This window comes from Actinokineospora xionganensis (genome assembly GCF_014323725.1).
Classification (GTDB): domain Bacteria; phylum Actinomycetota; class Actinomycetes; order Mycobacteriales; family Pseudonocardiaceae; genus Actinokineospora; species Actinokineospora xionganensis.
Window position 1 is genome coordinate 522940 of the sequence record NZ_JABVED010000001.1, and the last position, 21163, is coordinate 544102.

Consider the following 21163-nt stretch of genomic DNA (forward strand, 5'->3'; position numbering starts at 1 on the left):
TACCCACCCCTGCAGGTAGTGACCGACGGAAGGACTTCTGATGAAACAACAACGGATCAGACGACTCCTGACCGCACTCGCGGCGGCCTTGCCCTTGACCACCGTGCTGGTCGCCGGGGCCGCCGCCCCCGCGACAGCCGCGGTACCGCTCGGGTCCGCCGGGACGATCACCATCGGCGGGCTGTGCCTTGACGACGACGACTTCGGCACCGCCGACGGCACCATCATCAAAGTGTTCACCTGCAACGGATCCTCGGCGCAGAAATGGACCTGGTACGACGACGGCACGCTGCGGATCTTCGGCAAGTGCGTCGACGTGACCGGCGCGGCCAACGCCACGGGCGCCCTGATCGTGCTCTACACGTGTTCGGCTCTCCCGCACCAGAAGTTCGCCCACCTTCCCGACGGAACGATCTACAGCGCCAAGTCCGGCAAGTGCCTGGCCGTCCAAGGCGCGATCGCCAACGGCTCTCGCGTCGGACTCGCGCCGTGCGATCCCGCGCAGGCCAACCAGAAGTTCACCGCGGCGACGGCCCCCGCCGCGAAGTACGCCCTCTCCGCGGGCTCCGCGGTGCGCTACTCCCGGCCGGACGACACCCCGGCGGCCGTGTACCTGGACAAGGACGGCACGTTCTACTACCAGCAGGCCCACGCCCTCTACGGCGCGGACGAGCACCGCAAGTGGAGCTTCTTCACCGGCGCCGACTTCGACTCGACCACGCTCGCCCCGATCACGAACTCGGTGAACCCGAACAACTCCAACGACAGCAACGCCGACACGACGTGGCGGTGCAACAACAGCCCCACCGGCCTGGAGTCCACCTACGCGCCGGCGGGCTCGTCATACTCCCAGCGCAACTACTGTGACCTCGCGGGTGTGTGGGTCGACCCGGACACCGGTGACTGGTACGGCCTGGTGCACAACGAGTTCACGCCGCAGCCCTTCGGCGACGGCATGCACTACGACAGCATCGACTACGGCGTGTCCACCGACCAGGGCAAGACCTGGACCATCCGGGACCACGTGATCACCTCGCCGTACAGCGTCAAGCGCAACGACACCGCCGCCTTCCCGGCCTCCACCTACTACTACGGCGACGGCGACCAGCGGCTGTTCGTCGACTACGCCTCCGGCTACTTCTACGTCTTCTACGCCTCACGGGTCTTGAACAAGAGCGGCGGCGGCGCGGTCTGGCTCCAGCACGTCGCCCGCGCGCCGATCTCGCAGAAGATGGCGCCCTCGTCGTGGTCCAAGTGGTACAACGGCGCCTGGCAGACCCCCGGTGTCGGCGGCGCGGAGAGCAACATCATCCCGGCTGACGGCGGCGGCCCCGGCTACACCACGCCCGCCGAGGACTACAAGCCCGCCGCGACCGGCTCAGTCGCCTCGCAGGTCTCTTCCGGCGTCCTGCCCGACAACTCCCAGCTCGCGGTCATGAACATCGCCTGGAACGCCTACCTCGGGCTCTACATCGGAACACCGCAGAACAACGTCGCACAGGCCACCGACACCAAGACCCCGCTGCGCTTCTACGCCACCAAGGACCTCGCCACCCAGAAGTGGTTCGACCTCGGCCTGGTGGTCAACCAGCCGAACGGGGCGTGGTACCGCTGGCTGCTCGACTCGGCGAACCTGACCAGTTCCACGGTGCTAGGCAAGACGTTCCGCTCGTACTGCTCCTTCTACTGCTCCACCTACAGCGGCGAGTACGCGACGATCACCATCGCGCCCAAGTCGACCGCCGACCTGCCCGCCTCCCCGGTGCACAGCGGCGCCACCTATCGCGTCGGCGCGGGCAACGGCCAGTTCCTCACGCAGAGCGGATCCGGCCTCGCGACCACCACGGCCAACCCGACGGCGTGGACCTTCACGCCCACCGGCGACGGCTTCCACAGCGTCGCCAACCGATCCACCGGCCACGCGCTCGGTGTCGGCGGCGACAACGCCGGTCGGGCGTGGGGTGCAGGGGTCTCCCTCGGCGCGGTGACCTGCGCGCCCACGGTCAACCAGCAGTGGTCCATCCAGGCGACCACCACGGGCTCTTACCGTCTGGTCAACAGGTACAGCGGCCTCGCGCTCAGCCTTTCCGGCACGGTCGTCACGGCGCCGCAGCGGAACTGGGTCAACGCGGGCACCGCCGGTGACACCCGCTCGCCCTCCGCGCAGACCCTGGCGTTCAGCGTGGTCGACACGGCGATCGGGAACACCGTGACCGTGGCCTGCCCCGGCAACCAGAGTTCGCCCGCGGCCGCGGCGATCAGCCCGGTCCAGATCGCCGCCGTGGACTCCGACCGCACCCAGTCGCTGACCTACTCGGCGAGCGGGCTGCCCGGTGGGCTGTCCATCAACACGGGCACTGGAGAGATCACCGGCACCCCGACTGGTGCGGGCACCTCCTCGGTGACGGTGACCGCGACTGACGGGTCCGGGGCCTCGGGTTCGACCACGTTCACCTGGGTCGTCACGCCGGCAGACCTGGCCCGCGACAAGCCCACCACGGCTTCGTCGGTCGAGGCGACGACCCTCGCCGCCACTCAGGCCACCGACGGCAACCCGAGCACCCGATGGGCCAGCGCCTACGCCGACCCGCAGTGGCTGCGGGTCGACCTCGGCTCGACCCGGACGATCACCGGGGTGGGCCTGGCGTGGGAAGCTGCTTACGCCAAGGCGTATCAGATCCAGGTGTCCAATGACGGGACGAGTTGGACGACGATCTACTCGACGTCGACCAGCACCGGCGGCACGCAGGACCTGGCGGGCCTGACCGGGTCCGGCCGCTACGTCAGGATGCTCGGGACGACCCGCGCCACCTCGTTCGGCTATTCCCTCTGGTCGTTCAACGTCTACGGCTCCTGAAGCCACGGGCCGCGCCTGCCCGAGCGGGCAGGCGCGGCCCGCTCGCACTTCCCTCAAGTGACAAGGAGCCCTCATGGCCACTGTCGAGTACCGGGGCGCGACCCGACACTACGCGGGTACCAGCAGCCCTGCTGTGGACAACCTCGATCTGCGTATCCGCGACGGTGAGTGCATGGTGCTGGTCGGCCCCTCTGGTTGCGGCAAGTCCACTGCCTTGCGCATGCTCGCGGGTCTGGAGGCGGTCGACGGTGGCGAGATCCGCATCGGCGGCGCCGATGTCACCCACGCCGAACCCAAGGAGCGCGACATCGCGATGGTGTTCCAGAACTACGCGCTCTACCCGCACATGACCGTGCGGCAGAACATCGCCTTCCACCTCAGGGTCGCGAAAATGGGCACACGCGAGATCGAGCACAGGGTCTCCGAGGCCGCGCGGATGCTGGAACTGGAGCCCTACCTCGACCGCAGACCCGACAAGCTCTCCGGCGGCCAACGCCAGCGGGTCGCCATGGGCCGGGCGATCATCCGGCGGCCGCGGGTGTTCTGCATGGACGAGCCACTGTCCAACTTGGACGCGAAGCTGCGGGTGCAGACCCGTACGCAGATCGCCTCCCTGCAGCGCCGCCTCGGTGTCACGACGGTGTACGTCACGCACGACCAAGTCGAGGCCATGACCATGGGCGACCGGGTCGCGATCCTCAAGGACGGCAGGCTCCAACAGTGCGACACCCCGCGCACTGTGTTCGACAGACCGAGGAATCTCTTCGTCGCGGGCTTTATCGGCTCCCCGGCGATGAACTTGATCCCCCTGTACGCGCAGGACTGGTCGGTGGAGTTCGGCGGCACCCGCATCGGCCTCACCCCGGCGCAGCGGGCCGCGGCCTCCAGCCGCGAGATCACCATCGGTGTGCGACCGGAGGGCCTGCGTGTCGTCGGGGCCGCCCAGGGGCGCCGGGTGGTGATCGAGATGGTCGAGGAACTGGGCAGCGACAACTACCTCTACACCTCAGCCGACGGCAACTCCGCGCGGCCGATCGTGGTCCGCTCCGGCACTCGGGAGATCCCCTCTCGCGGCACCACCATCGGCCTGCGGCTCCACCGAGCCGACATCCACCTCTTCGACAGTCTCACCGGCGAACGCCTCCCAGACTGAGGAGTGATCCTGTGCAGACAAAGTACCGCCTGGTCGCGAACCAGCTCATCGACTCGATCAACCGCGGCGAGTACCCGGTGGGCAGCGCGCTTCCCCCGCTGCACGAACTGACCCGACGATTCGACATCGCCCGCGGCACCGCCCGCTCGGCGATCGCCGTCCTGGTGGCTGAAGGCCTGGCGGTGGTCAAACAAGGCGCCGGGACCGTCGTGTGCGCGACAGCGCCGACCGCCCGTCGGCCCGACAACCGCACCCCGGATCGAGAGCACCTCCACGTCGTGCTGAGCGGCTGGGCCCACGCCGACGCCGAGGTGTCCACCCGCCTCGGTCTGCGCGCGGGTGGCCTGGTCGTGCATAGGATCAGGCACCACCGCAGCGGGCGAAAACTTGTCCAGATCGACCAGCAATGGATCCCCGCGACAGTCGCGAGGCGAATCGAGGCCCACACGGGGCATGACATCGCCGACACCGAGAGCACCCCGCACAGCAACCTGATCACCTTGATGCGGCATGCAGGCCTGCATCCGGTTGTCGCGGCGATCACCGTGCACGCGCGCATGCCCGAACACCTCGAATGCGCGCGCATGAGCATCCCGCCGACCAAGCCGGTACTCGTCACCCACCAGGTCGTCCACGACTCGACCGGCAACCCCGTGGAGACAACCACCACTGTCGGCTCACCCAACCTCGCCTGCCCGATGTTCACCGTCCCGGTTCCTGCTTGAAGTGCGCCTACCCGGGCATGGAACTCCAGTCGCATGCTTGACGACATCTGCTCCATTATGGACGCTCGCACGGAGTCGGTTCGGCCCGTACCGGACGTGCGTTAGATGTGTTGCGCCCCTTGGTAATCCGCTTGAAACGCCCTCGACGACACTCTTGACATCCTTCGTCCGAACCGCAAACATTGGTGAATGGTTCAGACCATTAATCGCGGCCTCGCCCTCTCGCTCGCCGCGCTGGCACTCCTGTCCACAGCGCCCGCGGCGGCCCAAGATGACCCGGCGGTCAACGCCGCACCGCAGGTGGTCCCCGCGGTGCGGCAGTGGAGCGGTGGCGTCGGGCGGCTGCGACTCGGGCCCGACACCAAGATCGTGCTCGACCCCGCGGACGGCGGCGCGCTACGCGATGTCGCCGAGCAGGTTGGCGCCGACCTGACCGAGATGACCGGCTGGCCGGTGCCTGCCGTCCGGGAGGGTCGGGCGGGTGAGCGTGACCTTGTCCTCGACCTGGACGCGGGCGCCGACGTCGGGCCGACCGAACTCGCCTTGAAAGAGGGGTACCGGCTCACGACCGATTCGCGGGTCACGATCACCAGCCGCACACCGGTCGGCGCGTACTGGGGGACCAGGACGCTGTTGCAGATGCTGTCCTTCGACGGCCAGGCCTCGGCGTCGGTCCCTGTCGGCTCCCTTGTGGACTGGCCGAACGTCGCCGTGCGCGGGTTCATGCTCGACGTCGGGCGGCGCTGGTTCGACCACGACTTCATGCGCGACTACGTGCGGCACATGAGCTGGTTCAAGCTCAACACCTTCCAGGTGCACCTCAACGACAACGAGATCACCGCGCCCGGCGGCGACTGGTCGAAGGCGTACTCGGCGTTCCGGCTGGCCAGTGACAACCCGCGGTTCGCGGGGCTCGCCGCGACCGACGGCGCGTTCACCCGCGCCGACTGGGACCGGCTCGAGGAGGTCGCCGCGGACCGGTTCGTCACCGTGGTGCCCGAGATCGACGCGCCCGCCCATGCGCGGGCGTTCATCGAGTTCGACCCGAGCCTCGGCCTCAACGGCGGCAACTCCGACCACCTCGACCTGCGCAACCCCGCGGCCACCCAATTCATGAAGGACGTCTACGACGAGTTCGCGCCCTGGTTCCGCGCCCCGGCGATCCATGTCGGGGCCGACGAGTACCCGCGCGCCTACGCGACCCAGTACCGCGACTATGTCAACGAGATCGCGGCGCACGTGCGCGGGCTGGGCAAGGAGGTGCGCGCGTGGGGCAGCCTGTCGGTGATGTCGGGCGGTGCCAACGGGTATGACCGCGACATCACCATGCACTCGTGGAACAACGGCTGGTACGGCCCGAAAGCCGCCCTCGCCGACGGTTACCCGCTGATCAACACCAACGACGGCCTGCTCTACATCGTGCCGTTCGCGAACTACTACCACGGCAAGGGCCTTGATGGTCGTTGGCTGCACGCCAACTGGGAGCCGCACGTCTTCGCGGGTGGCCAGACCGTCGACCCGGAGCACCCGCTGCTGCGCGGCGCGATGTCCGCGGTCTGGAACGACCTGGTGCACGCCAAGTACACCGCGACCGACGTGCACGGCCTGGTGGAGCCGACGTTCGGGCTGCTGGCGCAGAAGATGTGGCGCGGCAAGGTGCCAGGGCAGACCTACGAGCAGTTCATGGCGACCGTGGGTGACCTCGGCGTCGGCCCCGGCATGGAGAACCTGCAAACCACCCTGCCCGGCGGCGACCGCGGCCTGCGCACCCGGGTCGACCCGCCGCCCGTGCTCGCGGGCGGTGAGACGGCGAGGATGGCGGCCACGGTGACGAACACCGGGCACTACGCCGTCGACACGGTCGACGCCGCGTTGGCGTTGTCCCTGCCCGGGGTGCGGGTTGTCCCGGCGAGCGTCGGGCCGGACATCCTCGAACCCGGCGCGACCGGAACGTGGGCATGGCAGGTCACCGCTGACCCCGGCGTGGCGACAGGCACGGCGCGCGCCGAGGTGACGTTCACAGCCAACCGGCGCGGCCGGGAGGTCGGTTCGCGCGCTTTCGGCGTGGCGAGGACGGTCGAAGCCGCGCCTGCGGGCACCGAGCACCTGTCGTTCACGGCGACGGCCACCGCGTCCTCGGTGGAGGGAAACCTCGACCGACTCGCCGCCAGTCATGTCAACGACGGCGACCTTGGCACCCGGTGGGCATCGCGCTACACCGACGCCGAGTGGATTCAGCTCCGGTTGGCGCGGCCGTCGACGATCCGGTCGGTGAAGCTGTTCTGGGAGGCGGCTTGCGCAGCTCGGTACCGGGTGCAGACCTCTATGGACGGTGTCACCTGGCATGACGCCGCCACGGTCGACCAGGCGCGCTGCGGTGTGGAATCAATAGCGCTCGACGCACCGGAACCCGCCCTGTACGTGCGGCTGCAAGGCGTCGGCCGCGCGACGGGCTACGGCTACTCGCTCCACGAATTTTGGGCGTTCGGCACAGCGATCAGTTGACATAATGATCCGATGTTTTGTCGGTGGATCTTGCGTGGGCATGCTCAATCCCTGCACACTTCACCCAGCTCGGAGTCATTGATGCGCTAATCCGCCCGTTCTGTCATCGGATGTATCAGTCGTTGGAAGAGGAAGTTGTGCGTCTTCGATTATTCGCGGCCGGTGTCGCGGTCTCGTCCGTGCTGGTGGGGGTCGCTGTGCCCGCCGCGGCGGCCGGGAATCCCACGGCCACCATCTCGCCGACCGACACCCAGGCTCAGATCCTGACCAAGGCCGCCGCGGTGACCCCGTCGGACCGCCAGCTCGCGTGGCAGCGCGAGGAGCTGACCGGGTTCGTCCACTTCGGACCCAACACCTACACCGGCCGCGACCTCGGGCTCGGCACCGAGGACCCGGACATCATCCAGCCAACCGGCCTCGACACCGACCAGTGGGTCTCGACGTTCAAGGACGCGGGCTTCAAGAAAATCATCTTCACCGCCAAGCACCACGACGGCATGCTGATGTACCCGTCGGCGTACTCGACCTACGACATGGCGTCGAGCAGCTACCTCAACGGCACCGCCGACCTGGTGAAGTCGTTCACCGACTCCGCGCGCAAGTTCGGCGTGAAGGTGGGCATCTATCTCTCGCCGTCGGACCTGCACGAGTACCAACCGGGCGGCACGTTCGGCAACGGCAGCGCCAAGATCAACGCCACCATCCCCGGCATCCCCGGTGCGGGCCCGACCTTCGACGTCGTCGCCGACGACTACAACCGGCTCTACATGAACACCCTCTATGAGCTGTTGACCAAGTACGGCACGGTCGACGAGGTCTGGTTCGACGGCTACGACCCGACCGGCGGGCGCCAGCCCTACAACTTCACCGACTGGGTCAGGATCGTCCGCACGCTGCAGCCCACCGCGGTCACCTTCGGCGGCGACGTGCGCTGGGTCGGCAACGAGAGCGGCATCGCGCGGACCAGCGAGTGGAGCGTGATCCCGAACAAGAACGCGCTGAACCCGGACGGGATGCGGGACCCGACGTTCGGCTGGGAGGCCGACAACATCGCGGGCGACGACAAGCTGACCACCGCGTCGACCTACCTGGCCTGGTTCCCCGGCGAGTGCGACGCGAAGCTGCAGCCGTCGTGGTTCTGGCACCCGAACCAGACCCCGAAGACGCTCAGCGCGCTGATGTCGATGTACTACGCCTCGGTCGGCCGCAACTGCCAGCTGCTGCTCAACGTCGGCCCGAACCAGCAGGGCAAGATCGGCGCCACCGAGGTCACCAGGATGGCGGAGTTCGGCGCGAAGATCCGCTCCACGTTCGCCACGAACCTGGCCGCGGGCGCGACGGCGGCCAACGACACCGGCACGTCCAACACCGCGGGCAACGCGCCCGCCAACGTCCTCGACGCCGCCGACGGCACCGGGTGGCAGCCGACCGCGAACACCGGCGGTCTCGTCGTCGATCTGCCGGCGTCCAAGGCGGTAAACACCTTGGTGCTGCAGGAGAACATCCAGGTCGGCCAGCGGGTCGCGGGCTTCGCGGTCGACGCGTGGACGGGCACGGCGTGGCAGCAGGTGACCGCCGCTACCACCGTCGGCTACAAGCGCATCGTGCAGTTCCCCACGGTCACCACCCAGAAGGTGCGGCTGCGGATCACCGCGTCCCGCGCGCTCGCGCCGAGCATCGCGACGGTGGCGCTCTACGACGACGGCTCGGCCATCAACCTCGCCCAGGGCAAGCCCGCAACCCAGTCGTCGACCTCGAACTCGGCGCCGGCGTCGCGTGCCGTGGACGGCAACACCAACGGCGACTTCTTCGCGACCTCGGTGACCCACACCAATTCCGAGGCGACCCCGTGGTGGCAGGTCGACCTCGGGGCGTCGGTCCCGGTCGGCAAGCTGGCGCTCTGGAACCGCACCGACTGCTGCGCGAACCGGCTCACCGACTACTGGGTCTTCGTCTCCGACACCCCGTTCAACACCGCGCTCACCCCGGCGCAGCAGGCGGCCGCACCGGGCGTCTGGTCGAGTCGCCAGACCGGGCAGGCGGGCACACCGACCCAGCTGACCGTGGGCAAGGCGGCCCGATACGTCATGGTCCGGTTGGCGGGAACCAACCCGCTATCGTTGGCCGAAGTGCAGGTTTTCGCGCCCGCCAACGACTTCTCCCTCGCCGCGAGCCAGCCGATGACCGCGGTCCCGGCCGGGCAGGCCACCACGTCGACGGTCACCACTGCGGTGACCAAGGGCGCCGCGGGACCGATCACGCTCAGCGCCGCCAACCTGCCCCCGGGCGCCACGGCGACGTTCAACCCGGCCACCGTCACCGCGGGCGGCACCTCGACCCTCACCATCCAGACCTCGGCGAGCACCCCGCCCGGGGACTCGATCGTGGACGTCATCGGCACCGCGGCGGAGGTCTCGCACAGCGCGCAGGTGACCGTCAGCGTCGTGGCCGCGTCGGCTGACCCGGTGGTCTCCGGTCAGCGCTACCAGGTTCGCAACGCGTTGTCCGGCAAGGCGGTCGACGTTCCGGGCAACGCGACCACCGCGGGAACCCAGCTGATCCAGTGGGCGCCGCACGGCGGCGACAACCAGCGGTGGACGTTCACCAGGCAGGCCGACGGCAGCTACGAGGTCCGCAGTGTCTCCAGTGGACTCTGCATGGACGCCACGACCAACTCCGGCGAACCGGTCGTGCAGTGGACCTGCCACGGCGGAAGCAACCAACGCTGGTCACTCGTCGCAGCCACCGGCGGGCACCGACTGGTGGTGAAGTCCAGCGGGAAGGTGCTCACGGTGGCCGGGACCGGTGACGGGCTCACCCAGGCCGTACCCGTGGCGGGCAACAGCCAGTCGTGGACTTTTGTCACCCCATGACCTTTCAATGAGAAAGAGAGTCGGAGGAACCCCTGTTGCGTGTCCAATCCCTGCTCGGCGCAGCTGTGCTGCTCTTACTGGGCGTCGCCCCCGCCGCGGCCGAGCCGGCCGCCGCCACCTACTACCTCGACTGCGCGGCGGGCAGTGACTCGGCCGCGGGCACGGGCGAGACCACCGCTTGGCGCACGCTCGCCAGGGTGAGCGCCACGACGTTCGACCCTGGCGACCGTATTCTGATCAAGCGGGCCACCACCTGCGCGGGGTCGCTCGCACCCCAGGGCTCCGGTGTCGCGGGCAGTCCGATCACCGTGGACGCCTACGGTTCCGGCGCCAAGCCGTTGATCGCCGGTGGGGGAGTGCCGAACGCGGTGCGGTTGGTGAACCAGCAGCACTGGGAGATCCGCAACCTGGAGATCACCAACACCGGCCCCAGCGTCGGTTTCCGACGCGGCGTGTCGGTCGAGCTGACCGATTTCGGTGCGGCCAGCCACTTCGTGCTGGAGGACCTGGACATCCACAACGTCAACGGCGAGGACAAGAAGGACCTCGGCGGCAGTGGCGGAATCTATTTCGCCGTCGGCGGCAACACGGTCCGAACCTGGCTCGACGACCTGACCATCCGGAACAACACCGTCCGGTCGGTCGACCGCTCGGGCATCTTCATGGTGTCCACCTGGAACCGGTCGGGCTTCGAGACCGGGAGCGCGGGCGAGTTCATCCCGTGGCCGCGGGTGGTCATCAGCGGCAACCGCGTGGAGGACGTGGGCGGCGACGGCATCGTCGCGGGCAACACCACCGGTGCGCTGATCGAACGCAACTACGTCAACGGGTTCCAGAAGCGCTCGACCGGGTACAACGCCGGGATGTGGACCTACGACTCCGACAACGCGGTGTTCCAGTTCAACGAGGCGACCGGTGGGCAGACCACCCGCGACGGCATGGGGTTCGACGTCGACCAAGGCACGATCGGGACGGTGTTCCAGTACAACTACAGCCACGACAACGCGGGCGGGTTCATGTTGCTGTGCAACGCGACCGGCATCCTTCGCGACGCGGTCGTGCGCTACAACATCAGCCAGAACGACTCCCACCGCGGCATCGAGAACTGCGGAGGTCTGATCGAGTCCGCGCAGGTGTACAACAACACCATCTACATCGGACCCGGGATCAGCCAGTCAGTGATCCAGGAGAACAACTCGACTCGCCGGAATGTGGCTTTCCGCAACAACATCGTGGTCAAGACGGGATCCGGCACGGCGTCCATGACGTTGCGGAGCGGCGGGTACACCCTCGACCACAACGACCTGGTCAACGTCTCCGGTGTCCCCGCGGGCGCGGGGATCACCAGTGACCCGAAGCTTTCCGCGGCGGGCACGGCGACCGACCAGGCGCACGCTGACGGGTACCGGCTGTGCGCGGGCTCGCCCGCGTTGGGCGCGGGCGTGGTGGTGGCGGGCAACGGTGGCCGGGACTACTTCGGCACCGCGCTGTCCGGTACTCCGAGCATCGGCGCGCACGGCGGCGCCGCGGTCGAGTGCGGTCTGTTGCCCAACGGTGGCTTCGAGTCCGGCCTGGCCGGCTGGTCGAGCCGCAACGTCGCCGTGACCACGGTCAATCCGCACAGCGGGACTCAGGCGGTGGCGCTGTCGGCGCCCGCCGGATCGTTCGCGACGGTCGAGCGGCTGGTCACCGGCCTGAGCCCGAACACCGCCTACACCTACACGGGCTGGGTCCGAACCGGTGGCGTGGCCACGAACTTGGGAGTGAAGGGCTTCGGCGGCGCGGAGGTGTTCGCGACCACGTCGGCCACCGGCTGGACCCAGCTGACCCTGTCGTTCACCACCTCGGCGACGGCAACCTCGGTGACGGTCTACTGCTACCTGCCCACCGCGGGCTCGGCGGCCTGCGACGACCTGAGTCTGGCACCGGCGTCGACCATCGGCGGCCCCCACGAGATCGCCCGTGCCGGGACGACCCAGGTCGTCGACGTCCCCGGCGGCTCGACCAGCACCGGCACCCAGCTGATCATCTGGACCCGCCACGGCGGCGCCAACCAGCAGTGGGTATTCACCCGCGACGCGGCGGGGGACTACACGGTGAAGAACGTGAAGTCAGGGCTGTGCATGGACATCGAGGGCAACGCCACCACTGCGGGCGCCAAGGTCATCCAGTGGACCTGCGGCACCGGCGACAACCAGAGGTGGCGGCTCACCCCGGTCGCCGGCGCATACCGGATCACGTCGAAGTCCAGTGGGTTGACGTTGACCGCGGCGGGCACAGCGGATGGGTCCGTGCTCACCCAGCAGGCCGACACCGGCTCGGCGACCCAGCGGTGGGCGCTGCGCTGATCCCATAGGACGCCCGCGCGCCGTTCACGGCACTGAGCCGCGCGCGGGCGACCATTCCTTCGAATATTCGAGTTACTCGCCTGTCCCGGTTCGGTCGCTCCGGTCGAGAACGGGGCGCAGGATCAACGCGAAGTGACTGGGTGGCACGGCCGGACCGGGGTCCGGCAGGGTCGCTCGGGTGGCCCCACCTCGATGTAGGCCTTGGGCTGAGGTCCCATTGGCTGTTCGAAGACAGGGAGGAAGCGGCCGTGTTGCCCTGGATCACCCGCTCCGCGGTATGGATCCCGTCGTCTCGTCGAGAACTCGCGCGGTGCCCGCCATCGCGGGCCCGGGTGGGCGTGCCGGTACTGGTGCAGGGCGCGATCAGTACGTTCGGGTTGCGCCGGAGACGGCCGACCTTCGCGGAGTTGGTCGCCCGATCGCGGCTGGCGTGGACCCGGTGGCCGTGGTCGAGCCGATGAACCAGGCGGAGGCGGAGCGGGCGAGCGCACGAGCCGAACTGGACAACACGCCCGTGGCGAACCTGATCACCGCGGCCGACGTGTACGCGATGGTGGATTCACTGGGAGACATCGCCGCGGCACTCTCCGGAACCGACCCGGATGCGTTGACCAACCTGTACCGATCCGCTCAACTAGAGGTTCGGCGCGAGAACGCAACAGAGGCCGTCTACGTGACGGCCTCTGTGCGGGTGAATAGTGAATGTGTCCGAGGGGGGACTTGAACCCCCACGCCCGTTAAGGGCACTAGCACCTCAAGCTAGCGCGTCTGCCATTCCGCCACCCGGACTTGCGGTCTCCCGCTGGTGTGCGCACAGAGTATCGGATGGGGTTGCGTGGTCCCAAATCGGGGCCGCCTTAGTGCTCCGGTGGTGGTAGGAAAGCGGTGTGACCGAGCATCTGAGCGACACCAGGGACCTGGCTGAGGCCGAGTCGGTGCAGCTGACCAGTGAGTTGATCCGTATCGACACCACCAACACCGGGGATCCCGCCACCGTGGTGGGGGAGCGGGCCGCTGCGGAGTATGTAGCGGAGAAGTTGGCGGAGGTGGGGTTTGACACCACCTACGTCGAGTCGGGGGCCAAGGGCAGAGGCAACGTCTTCGCTCGGTTGGAGGGTGCCGACCCGTCTCGGGGGGCCTTGTTGGTGCACGGCCACCTCGACGCCGTTCCTGCTGACCCGTCCGAGTGGTCGGTTCATCCGCTGTCGGGCGCCGTCCAGGACGGGTACGTGTGGGGGCGGGGCGCGGTCGACATGAAGGACATGGTGGCCATGACGTTGGCTACCGCGCGCCGGTTCCAGCGGGATGGGGTGGTGCCGCCGCGGGACATCATTTTCGCTTTCCTCGCTGATGAGGAGGCCGCGGGCGACTATGGGTCGCAGTGGCTGGTGCGGAATCGGCCCGAGTTGTTCGAGGGCGCCACCGAGGCGATCAGTGAGGTGGGCGGGTTCTCGATCACCGTCAAGGACGACGTCCGCGCCTACATGATCGAGACCGCCGAGAAGGGCATCGCCTGGTTGAAGTTGCGGGTCCGCGGCCGCGCCGGGCATGGGTCGATGGTTCATGAGGACAACGCGGTCACGAAGTTGACCCAGGCTGTCGCGCGCCTTGGCACCCACAAGTTCCCGCTGGTGCTGACCGAGTCGGTGCGTGAGTTCCTTGCCGCGATGAGCGAGATCACCGGCATGGAGTTCGACGAGGACGACCTCGAGGGCGCCGTGGGCAAGTTGGGGGCGGTGGCCCGGATGGTGGGGGCGACCATTCGCGACACCGCCAATCCGACGATGCTGACCGCCGGGTACAAGGCCAACGTGATCCCGTCGGTCGCGGAGGCCGTTGTGGACTGCCGGGTACTGCCGGGCCGTGAGGCCGCGTTCGAGCGCGAGCTGGACGAGATCCTCGGCCCGGACGTGGAGCGCGAGTGGGTGGCCAAGCTCCCGGCCGTCGAGACGACCTTCGACGGCGCCCTCGTGGACGCGATGACCGCCTCGATCGTGGCGGAGGACCCGGGCGCCCGGACGGTCCCGTACATGTTGTCCGGTGGGACCGACGCGAAGGCGTTCGACTCGCTGGGGATTCGGTGCTTCGGGTTCGCACCGCTGCGGCTGCCCGCCGACTTGGACTTCGCGGCGCTGTTCCACGGGGTCGACGAGCGGGTCCCGGTGGACGCGCTGAAGTTCGGGACACGGGTGATGGATCGGTTCCTGCGGAGCTGCTGAGGCCGTGCCAGGATTCGGCGGTGCCCACCACCACTGAACGCTTCGCGCTGTCCGACGGGGCGAAGCTGTCGGTTCAGCGCGCGGGGGAACCCGCGGCGGGGGTCACCGTCGTCCTGGCGCACAGCTACGCGATGGACCAGCGGGCCTGGCACAAGATCATCGCCGCGCTGCCGGACGCGACCGAGAGGCCCGTGCAGGTGGTGTCCTACGACCACCGCGGCCATGGGCAGTCCACCGCGGCCGACGAGAAGACCGCGACCGTCGAGCAGCTCGGTGACGACCTCGCCGAACTGCTCGACGGGGTCGTGCCTCAGGGCCGGATCGTGCTGGCCGGACACGGCATGGGCGGGCTGGTGACCATGGCGCTCGCCGCCCGCCACGCCGCGCTGTTCGAGGCCCGGGTGGCGGGGCTCGCGCTGCTGTCGACGCCCGCCGGGTGGGTCGCGGAGGCGGCGATCCCGAGTTCGCTGGGCAAGATCGTGCAGGACCTGCGCGCGATCCTCGGGGCGAAGATCGTGGAGCGGGTGGCGCAGCGCATCGACAAGGCGAAGACGATCGGGCTGCGGTGGCTGCTGCTCGGCGAGGACCCCGAGCCCGAAGACGTGCGCCTGGTGGCGGAGATGATCGCGGCGCACTGGCCGGACACGGTGGCACTGTTCCGGCCCGCTCTGGACCGGTACGACCAGCAGGCGGCGCTGTCGGTGGCGGCGGGCACGCCGGTGGTGGCGATGGTCGGGGACCGGGACCGGGTGGTGCCGGCGTCGCATGTGGAGGCGCTGGCCGGGGCGGTGGAGGACGGGACCGCGGTCGTGTTGCCGGGGCTCGGGCACATGCTGCCGCTGGAAGGCGTGGCGCAGGTGCTGCCGCGGCTGGTCGGGCTCGTGCACGCCGCGTTCCGACGCTGAACCCACCGACCACCGCCGAGAGCACTTGGACCACGCCGAACGCGGCCGGGTGGATAGGCGCGGTGGGCACGCTTGCCACCTCGACTCGGATGGGTTTCGCCCTCAGGCCGTCCAATCAGGACATCGCCCGAGACGCAGAGCCCCGTTTCACGTGGCAGCCGCACCGGCACCGTGTGGCTGCTTGAGCCGAACGTCCGCACACGTCGGCCCACCGAGGACGCTCGCTCACGATCGCCGCCGACCCGTTCACCACCGCGCTGCCATGTGATCACGGCGGTGGTCAGGGCCCGGAACACGCCACATCGCCGTGAGCGAAGGTCGGCGCCTGCGCTCCGCTGGAAGTCGACCTTCGGGTGTTCCCCATGGTGGGCGGCTGCCGAACGGCATCACCTCTCGGCGTGGTTGCTGAATCGACGGAGGCCGCGTGCGGCGCGAGCCCGTAGACCTTTGCCGTCACGGCGGGTCCTCAGCGACCCTGCGCTGCGCAGACATGGCGCCCACATCGCGGACCAGTCGAGCCCTGGCAGGACGCCCCGGCCCGAGCCGACGGGCGGCGGTGCCGCTCATCCGCCCGCGCTTCGGCGAGGACATGAATCCTCCCGCCCTCGCATAGTCGTGCACACGCGTGGGTAGTCCGATCCTTACCGGACCATGCCTGATCGCAAGGGCTCGCTACTCACGCGTCGGGGAACGGAGGCACTGCGATGGCGGACGAGCGGCATTCGGACGAAGCCGATCGCGGCGATGAGCAGTCGCACGACATGAAGAAGATGTACCTGCGGTTCGCGGCGATGATCCTGACCGCCATGGTCGTCATGTACGCCGTGATGTTCGTCAGCAGCTGGCAGTGGAGCCACATCCGGTTCAGCGAGAGCCGTGTGTTCATGGCGCTCACCATGGGCGGCACGATGGGCCTGCTCATGCTCGGCTACATGCTCGACATGTACCGCAGCATCAAGGCCAACCTGGGCGTCGTCGTGGCGAGTTTGCTCCTGCTCGGCGTGGGCGTGTTCCTCGACCGTAGTCAAACCACAGTGCAAGACGACGGGTGGATGAGTTCGATGATCCCGCACCACTCGATGGCCATCACCCGGTCAGAGCGCGCCGAGATCGCCGACATCCGGGTCTGCGAGCTCGCGAAACAGATCAGCAAAGCCCAGCGAGACGAGATCCTTGAGATGCAATGGCTTATCGAGGACATCGCGCGCAACGGTGTGGCGACGACCGCGCAGGAGGCGCAGGCCCGGCCGGTGCCCGCCTTCGAGGAGTCCGCCGACCGTCGATGCGGCACCGGTTGATTGGGTCCTTCCCCGACCTCCGCGCGGAAGGGTGGAACCACCGAACAGGTCGCTGCCTCGGGTAGCTCATGAGTCGTCGACCTCGGGGTGCGGCGGTGGGGTGGTCGTGACGGCACGCTCACCCGGGGCCGCGTTGCGGCAGTGCTGTGAGTTCAGGGCATACGCCCCGCACCGCCCGGTCAGTTCCACCGTGCGCCGCTGCGGGGCGGTTGGTCGACCGCTGCGGACCCGAGGCGGTGAACCTTGTCGGCGGGGCCGCCGTTCTCGGGTCCGCGGTGCGCCTCCTGGGCGGGGTGCGAGGTGGCGACATTGGTCCGGCCGAACTCGCGGGGAGGGACCCTGGTGCCCAGGCTGCGAAGCCAGGAGCGAGTCTGCGCCCTGCGGCCCGTGGTGCGAAGCAGACGTAACACCGCCTACATGTCCTGTGCCTTCCTGGGCGGCAGGATCGGGTCTGGTGCGGTGTTCGCGCCTTCGTCCAGTTCGGCTGGGCGGGTGCGCGCGGGGTGGTGGCGATACGGTCCGGGACGACGCTCGGCCCGTCACCTTCTGCGCTGAACCGGACGCGGTCGCCGCGCGTAAGTACGAGTCGGAGGTGGCGCCATGCCTGAGTTCGTCAACGGTCTTCCGCTGCACGTGCTGGTCGTGCACATCGTGGTCGTGATGGTCCCGCTGTCGGCCCTGGGCGCGGTGGTCATCGCCGTGTGGCCCGCCGCGCGGGCCCGGTTCGGGTGGCTGGTGGTGGCCGCGGCGGCGGTCGCGGCCGCCGCGACGCCGGTGGCGACCGACAGCGGGAAGAAGCTGGAGCGACGGCTGCCGGAGAACGAGTTGATCAACGTCCATGAGCGGCTGGGCGATCTGATGATCTACTTCACGCTGCCGCTGTTCGTCGTCGTGCTGGGCCTGATGCTGGCGCACCGCGCCGCCGTACGGGCCGAACCCGCGGCGTGGAGCAAGGTCGCGGTGGTCGCGGCGGCGGTGCTCGCGGTGGGTCTCGGGGTGGCTTCGGGCGTGCACGCCTACCGCGTCGGCGACGCCGGGGCGCGCGCGGTGTGGGACGGGTTCGACCAGCTACCCGTCAGGTGATGATGCCGGGCTGCGGGTGCGGACGCCGTTTGCGCCGCAGCCAGACTTTGCGGGTGCCGTCGGAGTAGAGCCGCACGTTCGACAGCTCCCATCCGGCGAACTCCGCGTGGATCGCCAGTTGCGTGGCCGCTGTCAGCCGCGACACCGCGGGTGGCAGCCGCAGCGGCCGGTACTCCCAATCGCCTTCGACCACCCCGTCGCTCATGGTTCGATCACCTGGACACCTCCTCCGTTGGCGGACGCGACGACCACGCGTCCACTGGCCGGGTCGACGGCCACCGAGTTCGGCTGGCCGACGGTAGGGAACCGGTAACGCTGTTCGGGTTGTTCGCCGGCCACGTCGAAGCCGACCACTTCGTTGGTCTCGGTCAGGGTGACCCACGCCAGGTCGCGGCGGGGGTCGAAGGCGATGGCGTACGGGCCGCCGGGCACGGGGAAGCGCTGGCGCATCAGCAGCGGGTCCAGGGAGAACGCCAGCAGGGCGCCGCCGCGGGTGTCGGCGACCAGAATTCGGCCGAACCGGTCGACGGTGCCGTTGGTGGCGCCCTGCCCGGCGCGCAGGCCTTCGCCGACGGTGCCTTTGGCGACGTCGAGTTCGAACACCGCGTTGCGCAGCCGGTCGAGGACGGCGGCGCGGTCGCCCACGGCGTAGACCTGGTCGGCGCTGAGCAGGCCGCCGGTGATCGTTCGGGTGCCCGCGCCGTCGAGCACGGCGACGGACTTGCGGTCGCGCACGGCCACCAGGGTGCTGTCGCGGTACGCGGCGGCGTTGGCGGCGGTGCCGTCGACGGGCGAGGAGGTGACCTCAGCGACGGGCAGGCTGATCCGCACCACCGTCTTGCCGGTCGAGGCCAGCAGCGGGCCGCCCTCGGCGGCGAGGGCCAGGGACTCGGCGGCGGTGGGCAGGTCGACCGTGCGGGGTTCGCCGCCGAGCTTGTCGAGGTCGTAGAGCCGCAGGCCAGGGGGGTTGTCCACGGCGACGGCCAGGGTGCGGGTGCGGTCGTCGACGATGGCGGCGGACACCGCGGCCAGCGGCAGGACCGAACCGGTCGGGGTTGTGGCGGGCGCGGGGGAGTGCGCGGCGGTGGCGGCTACCGGGTTGTCGGACACCATCAGCTCGTCTTGCGGCTGCCCGTTGGACGAGCACCCGGCAAGGGTGGCGATAGCGACGACGGCGGCGCCCAGGCGTCGCGACAAGTTTCCTCCGGTGGAAAAGGGGGTATGGGTCTCACATAAGCATCCCGCACCTTGCCCGAGGAGGCCACGTTCCGCGCCGACATGTCTCTCACATCCGAACACCGATTCGACACCAAGCTGTAACAACCGAGGTGTCCGCTCCGAAGCAGTGGGCACGGAGGTATCAATGGCGATAGATCCGGCGCACCTGCCTATCTTCGGTGACCCGCGGCCCAGTGAGGCGCCCGCGGTGGTCCGCGCGGCCCGTGGGCTGTTCATCACCCAGGTCGTGCTGTCCACGGTTCACCTGACCTTGGTCTGGGCCCGCAGCGGACTGGACCTGTCGCTGTACCTCGTGCCGCTCGCGGTGACCGTGTGGCTGGCGGTGAGCATGTCGGCGGGACGCGACTGGGCGCGGATCGGTGTGGTCGTCGTCTCGGGTCTGTCGGTGTTGCTCTCGATCGGACTGACCTCGGGCCCGGTGGACGTGGCGCTGCTGGTGCCGATCGTGGCAGCCGTCGGCGTCGGCACCTACCTCGTCTACCGGCCCGACGTGCGTGAGTTCTTCGAACCCGCCGAGGACGACGAGGTCAGGACCCGATGGTGATGATTCCTTCGGGCATGCCGGGCATGGTGAAGCTGAGCCAGATGTTCTTCCAGTCCTTGATCTCGAAGTAGCGGCGTAGTTCCGCGAAGCCGCTGAGCCAGCCCATCCACGCGTCGTAGGGCGGGTGGTCGAATCCGCTCTGCACGAATGTGATCCGCGTCTTCCCGTCGCTGCCGTCGAGTTCCCAGGTGGACACTCCGGCGGGGCCGAGGTCGATGGCGAGTTTGCGGCCCGGATCGAAGGCCACGATGGTGCCCGGGTTGTCCTCGACGTCGAATCCGCCCATGGCGAACCGGCCGCCGACGTAGGGCTCCATCTCGCATTTGGCGCCGAACCAGTCGCTGAACTTCTCCGGGTCGACCAGGGCGTCGAACACGTCGGCGGGGTCGGCGGCGATGTCGAACCGGGCGCGCATGTCGGTGGTGGTGAAGTCGCACTGCGCGGTCAGCGGGCGGTTGTCGAGGTGGTCGACGAGGTTGGCGACGGCGAGTGCCCAGAAGGTCTGCAGGGCGGAGCGCGGGGTGGTGTCGGTCGTCATCTCCTCCCAGGTCGGCATGCCGGACTGGGACAGGGTGAGGACGGTCGTGTGGTCGTTTTCGGGTTCGAGGGTGACCTCGGTGGTGGTCTCGGCGTCGTCGATGGTCCAGGTGAACCGCAGGGTGGTGTCGTCGGCGTGGAGCAGGCGCTGCCGGGGCTTGTCGCCCGCGGGGGTGTAGCGGCCCCAGAAGGCGTAGGTGTTGTGGGGCAGGTCGACCTCGGCGTGCTCGGCGAGCCAGGTCGTGAGTTCGGCGGGGTCGGTCAGGGCGTGGCGCACGCGGTCGAGGGGAGCCGGGACGCGGACGCTGAATGACATGTCAGCCATGGGGTTCCTCCTTGGGGTAGCAGGCCACGACGAGCTTGAAGGCGTCGCCCTCGGCGCCGCCGTAGCGGGTGAACAGTTCTCGCAGAGTGTTTTGCAGGTCGGCCAGGAACTCCTGGCGGCGTTCGGGCTCGACGCGGATCGCCCCGGACACCCCGATGGAGGGCAGTTCGGGGGCGGTGCGGTCGAGTGCGGCGATGTCGGCCTGGACGTCCTCCATCAGGTCGAGGAGGTAGCCGAGGCTGAGTTCGTCGCGCGGTCTGGCCAGGCCGACTTTGCCGACGAGCCGTGGTGAGAGCCAGTAGGAGCGGGCGGTCGCCTGGTAGACGCCTTCGGCGATGCCGCGGACTCGGCGTTCGCTCACCAGGGTGGCCAGACCGGCGTCGACCAGGCGTTTGACGTGGTAGTAGACCCGTTGTGGAGTCTGGTCGAGGCGGATGGCGACCTCGGTGCACGAACGTGGCTCGGCGAGTTGCCGCAGCACCTCGATGCGCTGCGGCTTGAGCAGGGTCTCGGCCTGCTCGATCTGATCCAGATACAGGACTTCTCTCATGG

Annotated in this window: 16 protein-coding genes and 1 tRNA gene; 12 read left to right on the forward strand and 5 right to left on the reverse strand. The window is 68.9% G+C overall.

Annotation, left to right across the window (positions count from 1 at the left end):
* The first annotated feature begins 40 nt into the window (after positions 1 to 40).
* From GPZ80_RS32400 to GPZ80_RS02455, 7 genes are all read left to right on the forward strand, one after another.
* Positions 41 to 2857: an RICIN domain-containing protein gene (locus GPZ80_RS32400; RefSeq protein ID WP_187218075.1), complete on the forward strand. Its 2817-nt coding sequence runs from the start codon at positions 41 to 43 to the stop codon at positions 2855 to 2857.
* Positions 2858 to 2930: 73 nt separating this feature from the next.
* On the forward strand, positions 2931 to 4010 hold the full coding sequence (locus GPZ80_RS02430) for an ABC transporter ATP-binding protein (protein WP_187218076.1): 1080 nt from the start codon (positions 2931 to 2933) through the stop codon (positions 4008 to 4010).
* Between the two features lie 11 nt (positions 4011 to 4021).
* Positions 4022 to 4735, forward strand: a complete 714-nt coding sequence (locus GPZ80_RS02435) for a GntR family transcriptional regulator (RefSeq protein ID WP_187218077.1) — start codon at positions 4022 to 4024, stop codon at positions 4733 to 4735.
* A gap of 189 nt (positions 4736 to 4924) precedes the next feature.
* Complete coding sequence (locus GPZ80_RS02440; RefSeq protein WP_187218078.1) at positions 4925 to 7240, forward strand: family 20 glycosylhydrolase; 2316 nt, start codon at positions 4925 to 4927, stop codon at positions 7238 to 7240.
* A gap of 137 nt (positions 7241 to 7377) precedes the next feature.
* Complete coding sequence (locus tag GPZ80_RS02445) at positions 7378 to 10113, forward strand: alpha-L-fucosidase (RefSeq protein ID WP_187218079.1); 2736 nt, start codon at positions 7378 to 7380, stop codon at positions 10111 to 10113.
* A gap of 35 nt (positions 10114 to 10148) precedes the next feature.
* Positions 10149 to 12461, forward strand: coding sequence for an RICIN domain-containing protein (locus tag GPZ80_RS02450; RefSeq protein WP_187218080.1), 2313 nt, complete (start codon positions 10149 to 10151; stop codon positions 12459 to 12461).
* A gap of 277 nt (positions 12462 to 12738) precedes the next feature.
* Positions 12739 to 13185, forward strand: a complete 447-nt coding sequence (locus GPZ80_RS02455; protein ID WP_187218081.1) for a hypothetical protein — start codon at positions 12739 to 12741, stop codon at positions 13183 to 13185.
* Here the strand turns inward: GPZ80_RS02455 and GPZ80_RS02460 are convergent.
* A tRNA-Leu gene (locus GPZ80_RS02460) sits at positions 13167 to 13250 on the reverse strand. The genes GPZ80_RS02455 and GPZ80_RS02460 overlap by 19 nt on opposite strands.
* 98 nt (positions 13251 to 13348) lie before the next feature.
* Between GPZ80_RS02460 and GPZ80_RS02465 the strand changes: the two genes are divergently transcribed.
* From GPZ80_RS02465 to GPZ80_RS02480, 4 genes are all read left to right on the forward strand, one after another.
* Positions 13349 to 14680: a M20/M25/M40 family metallo-hydrolase gene (locus GPZ80_RS02465; RefSeq protein ID WP_312880066.1), complete on the forward strand. Its 1332-nt coding sequence runs from the start codon at positions 13349 to 13351 to the stop codon at positions 14678 to 14680.
* Between the two features lie 20 nt (positions 14681 to 14700).
* Positions 14701 to 15585, forward strand: coding sequence for an alpha/beta fold hydrolase (locus tag GPZ80_RS02470; RefSeq protein ID WP_187218082.1), 885 nt, complete (start codon positions 14701 to 14703; stop codon positions 15583 to 15585).
* Positions 15586 to 16289: 704 nt separating this feature from the next.
* On the forward strand, positions 16290 to 16883 hold the full coding sequence (locus tag GPZ80_RS02475; protein ID WP_222718759.1) for a DUF305 domain-containing protein: 594 nt from the start codon (positions 16290 to 16292) through the stop codon (positions 16881 to 16883).
* 600 nt (positions 16884 to 17483) lie between these two features.
* A complete protein-coding gene (locus tag GPZ80_RS02480) occupies positions 17484 to 17966 on the forward strand; it encodes a DUF2231 domain-containing protein (protein WP_187218083.1) in 483 nt (160 codons plus the stop codon).
* Here the strand turns inward: GPZ80_RS02480 and GPZ80_RS02485 are convergent.
* Both GPZ80_RS02485 and GPZ80_RS02490 read right to left on the reverse strand, forming a co-directional pair.
* On the reverse strand, positions 17959 to 18171 hold the full coding sequence (locus GPZ80_RS02485; RefSeq protein ID WP_091369063.1) for a DUF5703 family protein: 213 nt from the start codon (positions 18169 to 18171) through the stop codon (positions 17959 to 17961). The two genes, GPZ80_RS02480 and GPZ80_RS02485, sit on opposite strands and share 8 nt — an antisense overlap.
* Complete coding sequence (locus GPZ80_RS02490; protein WP_246476640.1) at positions 18168 to 19163, reverse strand: YncE family protein; 996 nt, start codon at positions 19161 to 19163, stop codon at positions 18168 to 18170. Before GPZ80_RS02490 ends, GPZ80_RS02485 begins: the two co-directional genes overlap by 4 nt.
* A 166-nt stretch (positions 19164 to 19329) precedes the next feature.
* Between GPZ80_RS02490 and GPZ80_RS02495 the strand changes: the two genes are divergently transcribed.
* Complete coding sequence (locus GPZ80_RS02495) at positions 19330 to 19749, forward strand: hypothetical protein (RefSeq protein ID WP_187218084.1); 420 nt, start codon at positions 19330 to 19332, stop codon at positions 19747 to 19749.
* Here GPZ80_RS02495 and GPZ80_RS02500 read toward each other — a convergent pair.
* Together GPZ80_RS02500 and GPZ80_RS02505 are read right to left on the reverse strand one after the other, a co-directional pair.
* Complete coding sequence (locus tag GPZ80_RS02500) at positions 19733 to 20611, reverse strand: SRPBCC family protein (RefSeq protein WP_187218085.1); 879 nt, start codon at positions 20609 to 20611, stop codon at positions 19733 to 19735. The two genes, GPZ80_RS02495 and GPZ80_RS02500, sit on opposite strands and share 17 nt — an antisense overlap.
* The gene (locus GPZ80_RS02505; RefSeq protein ID WP_187218086.1) at positions 20604 to 21161 is read right to left on the reverse strand and encodes a winged helix-turn-helix domain-containing protein; all 558 of its coding nucleotides are present in this window, start codon (positions 21159 to 21161) and stop codon (positions 20604 to 20606) included. Before GPZ80_RS02505 ends, GPZ80_RS02500 begins: the two co-directional genes overlap by 8 nt.
* Positions 21162 to 21163: the final 2 nt, after the last annotated feature.

What these genes read in the sequence shown, in the direction of transcription:
- GPZ80_RS02430 (WP_187218076.1), top strand. Translation starts at nt 2,931, where the DNA reads ATGGCCACTGTCGAGTACCGGGGCGCGACCCGACACTACGCGGGTACC.
- GPZ80_RS02440 (WP_187218078.1), top strand. Translation starts at nt 4,925, where the DNA reads ATGGTTCAGACCATTAATCGCGGCCTCGCCCTCTCGCTCGCCGCGCTG.
- GPZ80_RS02500 (WP_187218085.1), bottom strand. Translation starts at nt 20,611, where the DNA reads ATGGCTGACATGTCATTCAGCGTCCGCGTCCCGGCTCCCCTCGACCGC.
- GPZ80_RS02455 (WP_187218081.1), top strand. Translation starts at nt 12,739, where the DNA reads ATGGATCCCGTCGTCTCGTCGAGAACTCGCGCGGTGCCCGCCATCGCG.
- GPZ80_RS02475 (WP_222718759.1), top strand. Translation starts at nt 16,290, where the DNA reads ATGGCGGACGAGCGGCATTCGGACGAAGCCGATCGCGGCGATGAGCAG.
- GPZ80_RS02495 (WP_187218084.1), top strand. Translation starts at nt 19,330, where the DNA reads ATGGCGATAGATCCGGCGCACCTGCCTATCTTCGGTGACCCGCGGCCC.
- GPZ80_RS02485 (WP_091369063.1), bottom strand. Translation starts at nt 18,171, where the DNA reads ATGAGCGACGGGGTGGTCGAAGGCGATTGGGAGTACCGGCCGCTGCGG.
- GPZ80_RS32400 (WP_187218075.1), top strand. Translation starts at nt 41, where the DNA reads ATGAAACAACAACGGATCAGACGACTCCTGACCGCACTCGCGGCGGCC.
- GPZ80_RS02480 (WP_187218083.1), top strand. Translation starts at nt 17,484, where the DNA reads ATGCCTGAGTTCGTCAACGGTCTTCCGCTGCACGTGCTGGTCGTGCAC.
- GPZ80_RS02505 (WP_187218086.1), bottom strand. Translation starts at nt 21,161, where the DNA reads ATGAGAGAAGTCCTGTATCTGGATCAGATCGAGCAGGCCGAGACCCTG.